13 protein-coding genes are annotated in these 13418 nt (G+C 56.3%); 12 read left to right on the top strand and 1 reads right to left on the bottom strand.

Annotated elements, in window-relative coordinates:
* Positions 1–182 precede the first annotated feature (182 nt).
* Together FHS21_RS12655 and FHS21_RS12660 are read left to right on the top strand one after the other, a co-directional pair.
* Positions 183–1055, top strand: coding sequence for an AraC family transcriptional regulator (locus FHS21_RS12655; RefSeq protein WP_210283504.1), 873 nt, complete (start codon positions 183–185; stop codon positions 1053–1055).
* Positions 1056–1174: 119 nt separating this feature from the next.
* Positions 1175–2371, top strand: coding sequence for an MFS transporter (locus tag FHS21_RS12660; protein WP_246411016.1), 1197 nt, complete (start codon positions 1175–1177; stop codon positions 2369–2371).
* 443 nt (positions 2372–2814) lie between these two features.
* On the opposite strand, the gene FHS21_RS12665 is transcribed toward FHS21_RS12660, so the two are convergent.
* Entirely contained in the window at positions 2815–3036 is a 222-nt protein-coding gene (locus FHS21_RS12665; RefSeq protein ID WP_183662066.1) for a helix-turn-helix domain-containing protein, read from the bottom strand.
* A 368-nt stretch (positions 3037–3404) separates the two neighbouring features.
* Between FHS21_RS12665 and FHS21_RS12670 the strand changes: the two genes are divergently transcribed.
* From FHS21_RS12670 to repC, 10 genes are all read left to right on the top strand, one after another.
* Positions 3405–3977, top strand: a complete 573-nt coding sequence (locus tag FHS21_RS12670) for a helix-turn-helix domain-containing protein (protein ID WP_183662068.1) — start codon at positions 3405–3407, stop codon at positions 3975–3977.
* Entirely contained in the window at positions 3974–4870 is an 897-nt protein-coding gene (locus FHS21_RS12675) for an AraC family transcriptional regulator (RefSeq protein WP_183662070.1), read from the top strand. The genes FHS21_RS12670 and FHS21_RS12675 overlap by 4 nt, the downstream gene beginning before the upstream one ends.
* A 136-nt stretch (positions 4871–5006) precedes the next feature.
* Complete coding sequence (locus tag FHS21_RS12680; protein WP_183662260.1) at positions 5007–5777, top strand: ABC transporter ATP-binding protein; 771 nt, start codon at positions 5007–5009, stop codon at positions 5775–5777.
* Positions 5774–6451: an ABC transporter permease gene (locus FHS21_RS12685; protein WP_112532343.1), complete on the top strand. Its 678-nt coding sequence runs from the start codon at positions 5774–5776 to the stop codon at positions 6449–6451. The genes FHS21_RS12680 and FHS21_RS12685 overlap by 4 nt, the downstream gene beginning before the upstream one ends.
* A gap of 10 nt (positions 6452–6461) precedes the next feature.
* Positions 6462–7220, top strand: coding sequence for an ABC transporter permease (locus tag FHS21_RS12690; RefSeq protein ID WP_112532344.1), 759 nt, complete (start codon positions 6462–6464; stop codon positions 7218–7220).
* Entirely contained in the window at positions 7217–8410 is a 1194-nt protein-coding gene (gene alr / locus FHS21_RS12695; protein ID WP_183662072.1) for an alanine racemase, read from the top strand. Before FHS21_RS12690 ends, alr begins: the two co-directional genes overlap by 4 nt.
* The gene (locus tag FHS21_RS12700) at positions 8403–9242 is read left to right on the top strand and encodes a transporter substrate-binding domain-containing protein (protein ID WP_183662074.1); all 840 of its coding nucleotides are present in this window, start codon (positions 8403–8405) and stop codon (positions 9240–9242) included. Before alr ends, FHS21_RS12700 begins: the two co-directional genes overlap by 8 nt.
* Before the next feature lie 415 nt (positions 9243–9657).
* A complete protein-coding gene (gene repA, locus FHS21_RS12705) occupies positions 9658–10881 on the top strand; it encodes a plasmid partitioning protein RepA (protein ID WP_112532347.1) in 1224 nt (407 codons plus the stop codon).
* The gene (gene repB, locus FHS21_RS12710) at positions 10878–11885 is read left to right on the top strand and encodes a plasmid partitioning protein RepB (protein WP_112532432.1); all 1008 of its coding nucleotides are present in this window, start codon (positions 10878–10880) and stop codon (positions 11883–11885) included. Before repA ends, repB begins: the two co-directional genes overlap by 4 nt.
* A gap of 157 nt (positions 11886–12042) precedes the next feature.
* Positions 12043–13323, top strand: coding sequence for a plasmid replication protein RepC (repC, locus tag FHS21_RS12715; RefSeq protein ID WP_183662076.1), 1281 nt, complete (start codon positions 12043–12045; stop codon positions 13321–13323).
* Positions 13324–13418: the final 95 nt, after the last annotated feature.

Genomic DNA, 13418 nt, shown 5'->3' on the forward strand with positions numbered 1-13418 from the left:
GATCTGCCGCCAGCGCGTCGTCCGATAGTTGGTAGACGGCTGCTCGATGACGCGCTTTCACCGCCATGCCGTTTTTTCATGAAAGTGCCAACTTCGCCAACTAGGGGTTGCCGCCCGATTGTTTGACAACCTGAGATGAATCTATAATCCGTTCTGATTAGTTATTTGGAGGGATCGCCTCTTTGACGGAGCCATCTCAACCTCGACCCGACGACGTCCGCCGCTCGGTTCATCAAACTCTGGTCCACCACTTCATCGATTGGGGCATGGTGCGCGCCCACATCGTTAAAAGAACCGGGTTAGCACGCCAGGAGACGCACATTGCCCGTGACCAGCACTCGTTTCTGATCAACCTGAAGGGTAGGGCACGCTCTGGGGAGGATTTTGTCGAAGGGCGTTCGATTGGGTTTACCCCGCGCCGTCCGGGCTCCGTTGTTTTCGTACCTGCTCACCGTGAATGGAAAGGATGGGATGAGGGAGACGCGATCGGTTCGTACCTCTTCGTGTCCGTCGACACCACTTTCATTAACCAATGCATTGATTCCAGACACCTGGTGGGTTTAAAGCCCGCTATCGGATTTAGAGACGTTATGATCGAACACTCGCTTCAACGGATCGCGACCGAGCTCAACAACCCCGATCCAATCAGTGTGAGTATGGCTAAGAGTCAGGCCGTTCAGCTGTTCGTGCAGTTGCTCAGACGTAATGGCGTCGGTCTCGAGCCAGTTAAGGGTGGACTATCACCGCATAATCTTAAGCGTATCAACGCCATGATCGAGAGCCGACCGGCGAACCCTCCTAGCGTTGATGAACTCATAGGAGAAAGTGGCGTAAGCCGACGTCATTTCTTTCGCGCGTTCAAGCAATCTACAGGCAAAACACCTCATTCATATGTTTTAAGACAGCAGTTGAAATTCGCGGCCGACCTTCTTCGTGCCACCGATCTTCCGGCGACCGAGATTGCACTGGAATGTGGGTTTTCGAGTTCAAGTCATTTTACCGTTGCCTTCAAACAAGCCTTTGGCGCCGCACCGTCGCAGTTCCGAAAAAGGTAGTGCTGCTGATGCGTGTGCCGGGAATATTTTGGCACAATTTCTAAAGCACGGCACGGTTTTGAAAGCGCGACTGTCTTGAATTTCCAACGATGATTGCACAACCAACTCGAAAGCTACCGATGCCACGATTCTGTTCCGTCGCAGACTATGGATCGCCGTCGTTCAACTGGTACCTCGCGAGCACCCTTGCTACGGCCATCGGGCGGAACTCCTACAACTTTGCCTGTGCCTGGATCCTTGTTGTTTCGGGACACGGCGTATCGGCCGTAGCAGTGTTTTTCGCGTCCCTGAGCATGGCAGAGTTGATCGCGAGCCCACTCGCAGGATGGATGTCTGATCACTACGATCGACGCCTCCTTTGTCTGATCGCGGATTTTGTCCGCTTTTTAGCCATGCCGGCGCTCGGGGCAATCATGACTGCGTCGGATCTGCATTGGGCGGTCTGGTTGTCAACGATCCCTTTCGCAATGTGTGACCGGGTCGCCCTTACGGCTTCCCAGTCCATGATACCATCCGTAAGTGCTGTTTATTCCCTCTCGACAGCGAATTGCATCATTTGCTTCTTGACGCAGTCAGGAAGTCTATTGGCAGCAGCTCTCACTGGTGTCTTACTCCATGTCTGCACCCCGATGGTTACACTGGCAGCTTTAGCCCCGGCTTTTGCGTTATCTGTATGCTGCCTGTGTTTCGTCCGACGCGAACCACTTCCTGCCGAGGATGCCCGTGATACAGCCGATACAAAACGATCCGAATTGCATTTCGATGGCCATTTGCTCTTATTGGCTGTCATCTACACGCTTCTGTACGTTTGCGGCATGATGGTAAGCGTTGTTAGTCCGAGCTTTGTATTTGAAGAACTGGGAGGCAGCGCGATTGATTTTGGACAGCTTGAAAGCGCTTGGTCCGTTGGCTCCATTCTAGGTGCCATACTTCTTGTCCCGCTGATTCGGGCCATGGATATCTCAATCTTGCAACTAGTCATACTTGCCCTTGCCGCTGTCTCATTTGCAGCGCTAAAGATCTTGAATTTGCCGTGGACGCTACTCGCTTTCGCTATACTTGGCATACTCCACAATCTGGGCAGGGTTGCCGTTGAGGTCAGGCTTCAATCAAGCGTTCCACGAGCAGCGTTGGGCCGGGCAAAAGGCGCTTTGCATTGCAGCGGCATGTTTCTCAGTTTGATCCTACTTGGAATGGGGGCGGTGGTTTCCGATGAGATAAGCCCCTCTACAGTATTCTTGGTGTTCGCTGGGATACTCGCTGTAAGTACAATCGCCCTCACCATTATCCAGATCGATTGGTACCAAAAGAGCTGAACGGCTAATGATGGCTTGATGAGGCGTTGGAACATTTTAGCAGGTATTCGCTCTACCGCTTGCCAATTGGTCGCTTTTCGAGGCGAACAAGCTGTGAATGCGCCGCGGTCCTTCCCCAACCGATCCGGGCGTTATCGGCGTGTTTTTAGTGGTTAACTCGCGGCCGAGAGCGCGGTAGCGCAAGCCCAACCATCGTAGCTACAATGCTGGTGGCTTAAAGCAATGGGCGGGTTTCTGTAGCAAGGTGTCGGTCTTAGCGTGCAGTGGGGGCCGGTTACAATCTACATCACCTAACAGGAGGCGATCGCATGAACCATATTGTGAGCAGCAAGTCCTGCAATGGCTCGATTTCAAGAAGTAACCACCTTCGATAGCCAAAGGATTTACCAGAACACCTTGGTTAGCTGCCACAACTGATGTCGGTTGTAGGTGCTTAGCTTCAGCTATTTGTTTCGCGTAGCCGGCGACAACAACTCCAAATAATCAACTCCAAGCGCTTGCGCGAGTTCGTATATTGTAATGACTGTAGGATTCCGCTGCCCTCTTTCAAGGCCGCTGAGATATTGTTGGCTGAAGCCTGAACGCTCTTCGATTTCCTCTTGGGTAAGCCCCTTTTCTCTCCGCAGCCGCGAAAAGTTTTGGCCAACCAGTTTGCGCATATCCATGCAAAAAAGGTGGCAAATTATACACTATAGTGTTATCAACTATAATATGTATTACGGTCCTTCGCGACAGATTCGCATAACGCACGACTTGCCAAATTTGCCCCGCCAGAAATCGTTTATGGCGGTGGCCTTCTTCACGATGCTTCAACTCCAGCACTACTTCGCCCCAAGAAGTCGGCGCCATCCTCGCCGAACAAGCCGGGGCAGGGGGTGATTGCAGAGGAACCGATCGGCTGGATCCATTTTCCCCGGCACCAAACGCCGTTGTTCCGTCTGGCACAGTTTGGGACCCGCTGATCTCCGAAAGTCAAGTGAGCCTCTCGCAGGAGCATACCACCGCGAGAAACTCACTCCACGGGGAGTAATAAATGCAGCACCGGAAGGTCCAACAGCCAGAAACGCCATCGGATCCACTTCACCTGCAAGCGTCCGCGGGCGAGGTGCCGCATGCTGCTGATCTTTATGTCGGGCGTCAGGTTGCCGCCGTGCGCGTTCAATACGAGGTGACTCAAGCTGCGCTCGCCCGTGCTGTCCGGATAAGCCCGCAGCAGCTGCAAAAATACGAGAACGGCAAGAACCGCATCAGTGCGTCCATGCTCTTTGAAATCGCGACATTCCTCGGCGTGCCCGTCAGCCGCTTTTTCGAAGGTCTGCCTGGAAATGAGAAGCAAAGCGGCGAGGTGGCCTCGCTGCCGGTCGACGAGCGGATCACTTTCATAGCAAGCAGTGACGGGCGCCGCCTCGTTGAAGGGGTGATGCGGCTGCCTCCCCGCACACGCCGCCGCGTATCCTCGTTCATCGCCGCTTTGGGGGAGGAACTGGCAGCTCTGAACGGCGCCATGGCGTGCCCACTGCCGAAGACAGAAAAAGGGTATGGCAAGGCACCGGACACATATGGGGCAGGGCGGACGGGCTCTACATCCGATGAGGATCGGGGATGAACATGGCGATCTCCGAGCCGCAGCCTGCCTTCAAGGTTGGTGACTGCAGGACAATCTCCCGTGACAAGAGGTCATGGCATCGCCTCGAGGCCGACCTTGTCCGGCGCAGCGGGCTTGCCAAGGAGGAGACGGCGATCACCTCCAGCCGTCACGTTGTCCTACTTAATGTGCAGGGCAACTGCGAGCGCGGCGAATACTTCATAGATGGCAGGAACGCCGGATTTGTACCGCGAAAGCCCGGCGCAATCCTGTTTGTTCCCGCCGGATGCAGCTGGCGGGGCTGGGAAGCTGGCGCCTCGACAGCCGCCTATCTGGCAATCCAGGTCAAACCGGCACATGTGGCAGAGCTTCTTGCCGGGGTGCAGCTCGACGCGCTGCCGTCGCTCTCGCCGGATCTCGGCTTCGAGGATCCCATCATACTGAACGCAGCGCGCGGGATAGGCGCAGAGATCCATGACCGCAATCCTCTCAGCGCCATGCTTGTCGAGAGCTATACGGCGACAATCTTCGCCCAGCTGATGCGCAGGCAAAGATATCCGGCCGCTGTCCGTAAAGGCGGGCTCGCCCCGATGAACCTTAACCGGGTGATTCAGAGAATTGATGATGACCTCACGGCTGACTTGTCGCTTTCGCAACTGGCCGACCTTGCCGGTTTGAGCGTTCCGCACTTCTGCCGGGCGTTCAGGCAAACGCTTGGCTGTCCGCCCTATGCCTTCATTATCCGGCGCAGGATCGAGCGGGCAAAGGACTTTCTGCGCCATTCCTCCATGCCTGTCACCGATATCGCCCTGTCGTGTGGCTTCTCCAGTTCAAGCCATTTTTCCAATGCCTTTCGCCGGGAAGTGGGCACGACCCCCGTGGCATATCGCGGCAGCTGGCCGTGCAAAGCATAGCAATGTTTTACTGATCAGATCCCGCACCTGCATCAATTTACTGCAAGCATCCTCGCGCTGGCTGTCGCATCTTCGCGAAGAACAAGCGAGGGTCTCCAGTGCATACGCAATCGGATAACGGTAAATTCAGCCCCTCATTTCTGACATCAACGCCCCGCTGCGCGTCAAAAATCTGAAGAAGCGCTTTGGGACGCTCGAAGTCCTCAAAGGGATTTCCCTGACCGCGCAGCGCGGCGATGTCATCTCCATCTTGGGAAGCAGCGGTTCTGGAAAAAGCACTTTTTTGCGCTGCCTGAACTTTCTGGAAGAGCCTACGGAAGGTGAAATCTGGATTTCCGGCAGACGCGTCAGGAAGGGCGGAAGTCTTGCGGGTTACCAAGAGGTCAACGCCTTGCGCGCCAAGCTGGGAATGGTCTTCCAACACTTCAACCTCTGGTCGTGCAAGACTGTTCTGGAGAACATTATCGAAGCACCAATCCATGTTCTTGGCATTTCTAAACGGGACGCGTGCCTTCGGGCAGAAGAGCTGCTCCTGAAAGTGGGCCTGGCTGACAAACGAAACGATTATCCGGCTCATCTTTCCGGCGGGCAGCAACAAAGGGTGGCGATCGCGCGTGCTTTGGCAATGCAACCGGAAATCCTACTGTTTGACGAACCGACCTCGGCGCTAGACCCGGAACTGGTCGGGGAGGTCTTGAAGGTCATTCGCGCGCTCGCAGATGAAGGACGCACGATGCTCATCGTTACGCACGAACTCGGATTTGCACGTCAGGTATCCAACCACATCGTATTTTTGCATCAGGGACAGATCGAAGAGGAGGGCAATCCGGACCAACTTTTCACCAAGCCCTCCTCACCGCGGTTCAAACAGTTCTTGTCGGCACAGTTCGGGGAACGTGGCCAATGACAGAATTGCAAGGCTTTGGCGATCAAATCGCCCTTGGCGCATTCACTACACTTCGCACAGCACTCACCAGTCTGGCGCTGGGTATCGGCGTTGGTCTCTGCGGAGCCGCGGCCAAACGCAGCCGGGTTCGGATTATCCGGTGGCTCGCTGGCTGTTACACCACGATTGTTCGCGGTGTTCCCGAACTTCTCATTATCCTCATCCTGTACTTTGGCGGCACCGTTGCGTTGACAACGGTGTTCGGTCGCTACGTCGAGGTCGACGCATTCGCCGCCGGCGTATTTGCACTGACGATCGTTTTTGGAGCCTACGCGACCGAAGTCTTCAGAGCGGCGATTCAGGCAGTACCTTCAGGACAGATCGAGGCGGCTCAGGCTCTTGGTCTGTCGAGATTTTGCGTGTGGTGCTTCGTCATCCTGCCCCAGATGTGGCGCTACGCGCTGCCTGGGCTTGGCAACCTGTGGCTTACCCTGCTTAAGGATACGGCGCTGATCTCCGTGGTCGGTCTCGAAGATCTGATGCGCAAGTCGAGTATCGCCGCGGGATCAACCCACGACCCCCTGACATTCTATTCGATCGCTGCCAGTCTCTATCTGTTGTTCACCTCCGTTTCGCTGGTCGGCCTGACATGGCTTGAGCGACGCGCCGATCGCGGCGTGCGGTTCGCGAAATGAGACGTTTGTCATGAACCTGCATCTCATTGTCGAAGTTCTGCCACGTCTTCTCGAAGGTATGTTCCTCACGGCGAAACTGACGGCGGCTTCCGTTGCGTTCGGCCTTCTCATTGCGGTCCCACTTGCGCTGTTGCGAACATCACCGTCTTCCGTTCTCTCCTATACCATTTTCCTCTACACGTTCGTGTTCCGTGGCACCCCCCTGCTGGTACAACTATTTCTCATCTATTACGGCGCCGGCCAGCTTGAGTGGATACGATCAAGCGCCGCCTGGAGTATATTGAGAGATCCCTTTTGGTGCGCACTCATCGCGTTCTCCCTGAACAATGGCGCCTATACGACAGAGATTTTGCGTGGAGGAATTCGGGCGGTTCCCTCTGGTGAAATCGAAGCTGCCAAAGCACTCGGTATGTCCTACGCGTTGCGCATTCGACGGATCGTTCTTCCTGCCGGCTTTCGGCTTGCCCTTCCGGCGTACGCCAATGAGGTCGTCTTGATGCTGAAGGCAAGTTCTCTCGCCAGCACCATCACTCTCATGGAACTAACCGGGACGGCCCGCAAGATCGTGGCGCAGACCTTTTCTCCGTACGAGGTCTTTATATCGGCGGCCCTGATCTATCTCGGCTTCACATTCCTGATCGTTCACGTCTTTGGCCGATTGGAAAGGCATATGGCAAAGCATCAGCAACGCGCCAAACTCAAGAACAACAGCCGATCACATCGCAGGGCAGCCGCAAAAATCTCCGCATCGCAGAAAGTGGCATCATGAGGACCGTTCCGGTGCCCCTGTCAGGCGTACACGCTGCAAATCAGTCCAGCGCCGCAATGTTGCGCGGCAGCTGGTACGAGATCGACCTTGATGCCATTTGCCACAACTACCGGCAACTCCGCAGCCATCTGCCTTGTCACGTTAAGGTCTATGCCTGTCTTAAACGCAACGCATATGGCTGCGGCGCCGGGCCAGTCGCTTCTGCTTTGGCCAAGGAGGGCGTCGATGGTTTCGCGGTTGCTTCTCTGCTCGATGCAATCGCCATTCGCCAGGAAGGCCTATCCCAGCAGCTTCTGCTCTATCCAGGTGCCCTGCCGGCGGCCGCGCCGACAATTCAGTCGCTTGATCTGACCGTCAGCGTTTCGAGTATTGCAGAGCTGGCGCAATGGCGCGCTGCCATCACGAGACCGCGTGTCTTCATAAAAGTCGACCTTGGGTTCTTCCGCGCTGGGGCCACGCCTTTCGATGCGGGTAAACTTCTGGCCGCAGCGGCAGGTCTTGCCGATGTGCAAGTCGAGGGCATTTACGCCCACATGAACGAGCTGCCGACCATGCAAGCCTCAGATGCGGATAAGCAACTTGCCAGAATGCACGCGATCTTGCGCGAGGCCAGCGGTTTCGGTTGGCGCCCCGCCGTGGTGATGATGTCCAGTACAGAGGGCGTGCTAAACCATCCCGACATGGACTTCGATGCCGTTGATCCAGGAGCGCTGTTTTTTGGGCTTCCAGAGTCCGACAAGCCGACCCGCCGGGTCATGTTGCGCCCGGCACTGAAATCCATTTGTTCAAGCCTGGTTTCGGTCAAACGCCTCGATGCGTCACTCGGACCCGCACCGGCTTTTTTCGGGAAGAATCCTGGAATGATCCTCGGGGTGATTGGCATGGGCTGGGGAGACGGGCTTCCGAGGCACATTCCAAGCGGTGCGGTGGGGCTCATACGGGGGCGGCGGGCCCGGTTGCTGCCTCCCGCCCATCTTGAACACATACGTATCGACCTGACCGATGTTCCACAAGCTCGCTATGGGGATCAGGTCGTGCTGCTCGGCCGTCAAGGTGATCAATCCATCACGCATGAAGAAGCAGCCACTTTCTGGGGGACCGATATCGTCGGCCTCTATGCGCAGCTCAGAGATCATATCCCGAGGATTTACACCGCAAGGCCAACTGACAAGGGAATCCACAATGAATAGGTTCAAACTACCACTGTCTTTCCTTCTCGCTGCCTTGATATTCGGGCAGGCGCGTGCCGGGGACGGCAAAACGATCAGGATCGCCACTGAAGGCGCATCTCCACCCTGGAATTCAGTCGACACTTCTGGAAAACCCGTGGGTTTTGACATCGATGTCGGCATGGCGCTTTGTGAGCGGGCCAAATTAACATGCGAATTTGCGACGCAGGCATGGGACGGTATCATTCCCGCCCTGAACGTCGGCAAGTTCGATGCCATCATGGCCGGAATGTCGATCACCGAAAAAAGACAGCAGGTTATCGCCTTCTCAAAACCCTATGCCCTGACCTCCAATTACTTCGTTGTCAGAAAGTCGCTGGGTCTTGCTGAGATGGCCAGCCATTTGAAAGTCAATCTCTCGTCGCAAGCGGAAGAGGAGAGGGGCATTCTGCAAGGCCTGAAGGACGCACTCAAAGGAAAAATCATCGGCGTGCAGGGATCGACGAACGCCGAAGCATTCGTCCGGGGGTATTTTGGCGACACCGTTGAAATCCGCACATACGACAAACAAGACAATCTGAATCTTGATCTGGTTGCCGGCCGCATTGATGCTGGATTGGCAGACTACTCCGTCTGGAAGGCTTTTCTGGAGTCCAAGGACGGTGCGGTGGCAGCGCTCTATGGTCCGAGAATTTCGGGCGGCCCCTTCGGCCCCGGGGTCGGCATCGGCTTGCGCAAGCAGGACAAGGACCTTGCCGAGCGGTTCAATGGTGCAATCGAAGCAATTGAAGCGGATGGTTCGCTGAAAGCGATAAGCCTCAAATGGTTCGGTGCGGATCTGGTGTCGAACTGAACCAGCATTTGAGATGGATTGGCCGAGGGTTTGCAAGCGACGAGCAGCAACGTGCATCGGAAAGGAATCGCAAGGTGGGTAATGCCAGCCGTCTGACCAGCGTCACCAATCAAGGCGATGCTTGAACACGGGTGTCGACCCCCAAGGACTCCCGTGAACGTGCGACTTTGTGAGCCTTCTTTCCAGACGTGCATGGTCAACGATCACCTTTTGATCCATGCCAGCCGACCCAGTGGCCATCAGGAGCGAGACACCGCGTGCGCTTCCATCAGGGAGGCATGCTGCCCTGCGTGAGGCGGAACTTTTTATCAAGCCGCGCACAGGCGAAATTCTCGTTAACCTTTAATTGCTTGACGACTCACTCAGACTCAGTTGAATTTACGCTTTAATCTCAGAAATTGGATTTAGAGCGTGTATGTTGTCTCCAGCTGAAAAAGACCAGAGTCACCGGACCGGTAAGAAGGTGCGCTCGTTGACGCGTCTGATTGAGGCGGATGCTGACCTGCTCAGCGCCCAATTGCAAGAGTTGCGCTCGCGCGCTTTTCCGCCGACCGCCGTAAAGGAATTGCGCAAATTCACCTCCGGCGAAGCCGCCAAGCTCATCGGCATCACCGACGCTTATATCAGGCATTTGTCATTGGCGGGCGAGGGTCCCGAAGCGGAAAAGACATCCGGCGGGCGCAGGCTCTATTCGCTTGAGCAGGTGCATGAAATCCGCCGCTATTTGGCCAAGTCGAAGAAAAGCTATCTGCCCGTTCGCCAAGGCAATGAACATATGCAGGTCATTGCCGTCACCAATTTCAAAGGTGGTTCCGGCAAGACGACGACAGCGGCTCATGTCGCGCAGTACTTTGCCATGCGCGGTTATCGCACGCTGGCGATCGATCTCGATCCACAGGCATCGCTGTCGGCCCTGTTCGGAATCCAGCCCGAATTCGATCTGGAAGACAATGACACGATCTATGGCGCGATCCGCTATGACGATCAGCAGCGTCCCCTCGCCGACATCATTCGCAAGACGTATTTTCATGGACTCGATATCATTCCGGGCAATCTGGAACTGCAGGAATTCGAGCACGACACGCCGCGCATCCTTGCTGAAAAACGCCGTGGTGCCGAGCGGCTGTTCTTCTCGCGCATTGCCGCGGCGCTGGCCACCGTCGATGACCGCTACGATGTTGTCGTGCTCGACTGCCCGCCGTCGCTGGGCTTCCTAACGCTATCGGCACTGTGCGCGGCGCGCAGCGTCCTTGTCACCATCCATCCGCAAATGCTCGACGTAGCGTCCATGTCGCAGTTTTTGCACATGACAGCTGGCTTGCTCGACGTGGTGGAGCAGGCGGGCGGCGATGCGGATTATGATTTCTTCCGCTACGTCATTACCCGCTATGAACCGAGCGACGGTCCGCAAGGACAGATCGTCGGCTTGATGAAGAGCCTGTTCGGCGAGCGCGTTTTGACCAACGCCTTGCTGAAGTCGACGGCCATTTCCGATGCGGGGCTGACCAAACAGACGCTCTATGAGGTCGGCCGCGAATTTTTCACCCGCGCCACCTATGACCGTGCCATCGAAGCGCTTAATGCGGTCAATCTGGAGATCGAGGATCTGGTGCGCGAAGCATGGGGCAGGTCGCCATGAACAAACGCAGAGACGCTTTGAAAGCCATGATGACGCCGATCAACGAGGCGTCGCAGAATGAGCATCGGCTGGCGAAACCGGCGCAGAAGTCCGGCTCGCTGAAAGCCATGGGCCTGTCGCTGCAAAGCCTTTCGGACGATGCCGAGGATGCGCAGGCTCTGCGCGCCCAGCTCCAGTCCGGCGAATACGTTATCGACATCGAGCCTGGTCTGATCGACGTCTCGTTCATTCGCGATCGCCTTGATGATCTCGATACGGTGGATTTCGAAGAACTGAAGGCAAGCATCGCGGAGCACGGTCAACAGGTTCCGATCCTGGTCAGGCCCAGCCCGCAAGTCGATAATCGCTATCAGGTCGCCTATGGCCATCGTCGTCTTGCCGCCTTGCAGGCTCTTGGCCGCCCTGTGAAAGCGATCGTGCGCGATCTTTCCGATGAGGATCTGATCGTTGCCCAAGGCAAGGAAAACCTCGAGCGCAAGGACCTCTCCTTCATTGAGCGGGCCCTGTTCGCCGCCCGGCTTGAGGCGCATGGCATTGAGCGGCATGCGCTGATGGCGGCACTATCGGTTCACAAAGGCAATTTGTCGACCATGATCGCTGTGGCCAACTCCCTGCCGCTGGATCTGATCCAGGCAGTCGGAGCTGCACCCAAGGTCGGCCGGCCACGCTGGGAGCAGCTGTCGCAGCTGCTGCAGGAAACGTCCGGATCCTGGAAGGAGCGGGTGGATATGCAGCGCTTCATGCGGCTCGACAGCGATGCGCGATTTGCGCTGCTCCTGAAAAGCCTGACGCCGAGGCGGAAGTCCGCTCCCTCTATCTACCCGCTGAAATCCGGCGAAGGTGTGCCCTTTGCCAGGATCGAGCAGAACGACGGCAAGACGAAAGTGATCGTTGACGAGGCAACAGCGCCGGAGTTTGGTCACTATCTGATAACGCATTTGCCGGAAATCTACGCTGCGTATCTTCGCAGCGAGGAGAGTGAACCGCGTATGAGACAACTCTAACTGGAGAGAGATCACAAAAGAAAAGGCCCCCGAAACAAGTCCCGGAAGCCCTCTCAAAGTCTAAGCAGCTTGAGAATCGCATTTCCGAGAATCACTGTCAAGCACTAAGCGTCGTTTCGGCGAGCAGATTTCTTTTGCCTGATTGAAGGTGAAAGCTATGAACAGGGAAATGACGACGACGCCCTTTGGGCGGCGGCCGATGTCGCATGCCATGCTGGAAGCACAGACTGCGGCGCGCGCTTGTCCGGCTACGCAGGTCGCCGACAAGTGGAAATTGTTCCGTATGATCACTGAGGCGCGTCCGGCGCTTGGTGTGTCCGATCGGTCGCTGGCGGTACTGCATGCGCTGCTGAGCTTTCACAAGCCGGGAGAACTCGACAGCGAAAGCAATCTCGTTGTCTTTCCGTCCAACCGCGAACTTTCGATGCGTGCTCACGGTATGGCGCCAGTAACATTGCGCCGGCATCTGGCGGCGTTGGTTGAGGCTGGCCTCATCATCCGCCGCGACAGCCCAAACGGTAAACGCTATGTGCGCCGTGACCAGGAAGGCGACGTCAAAACGGCTTTCGGGTTCGATCTGACGCCGCTGGTGGCGCGGGCAGGGGAGCTTGAACAACTTGCTGCCGCCATCCGCGCGGAGGACCTGGTAAAACGCCTGTTGCGGGAACGTATCAGCCTGCATCGTCGCGACATTGCCAAGATGATAATTTTTGCCGAGGAGCAGGAATTGGATGGGCCTTGGAGTGCCATCAGTGAGCGTTTTATCCCGCTAGCCCGACCACTATTGCGTGGCTTTGACCGCGGGGGACTCGACGCGTTGGCCGCAGCGCTTGATGATTTACGGTTGGATGTCGAGAAGTTGTTGGAAATTCACGTTAATTGTAAAAAATCAAACGCCAGTGACGTTCAAAATGAACGGCACATACAGAATCAAAATCCCGACTCTTCATTTGAACTTGAACCCGGCTTTAGAAAAGACCAGGGGGCAAATACCGAAGCTGGCTGGAACGATGACAGCGAACCGGAAAGCAGCGAAGAGGGGAATAGCGGGATGGCCAACCACCCCATACAATCCCGCAACAAATTACCGCAAAAAGCCTTTCCGCTCGGCTTGATCCTGAAGGCTTGCCCGGACATTGTCGATTACGCTCTGCGAGGCATTGAGAGCTGGCCGGATCTGGTGCAGACGGCCAATCTGGTTCGGGTGACGCTCGGGATAAGCCCTGACGCGTGGAACCAGGCGGTCGAAACCTTTGGTGCCAATGAAGCGGCAATTGTCGTGGCGGCTATCCTGCAAAAGGGCGAAGCCATCACAAGCCCCGGCGGCTACCTCCGGTCGCTTACTGACAAGGCTCGTGCCGGTTCGTTCTCCTCAGGTCCCTTGCTGATGGGGTTGTTGAAGGCAACCCAAAAGCAGCATGAGGCGAGGGCAGGGTAAAAAACTATGGCAAAGCTTGATGGTCCCCGCGGCATGCCAGGCATCGACCTCGCGTCGATCCGGTGCTAAGCCCGAATGGTCTGCACAGAATCACG

The organism is Phyllobacterium trifolii (assembly GCF_014192095.1).
Lineage (GTDB): Bacteria > Pseudomonadota > Alphaproteobacteria > Rhizobiales > Rhizobiaceae > Phyllobacterium > Phyllobacterium trifolii.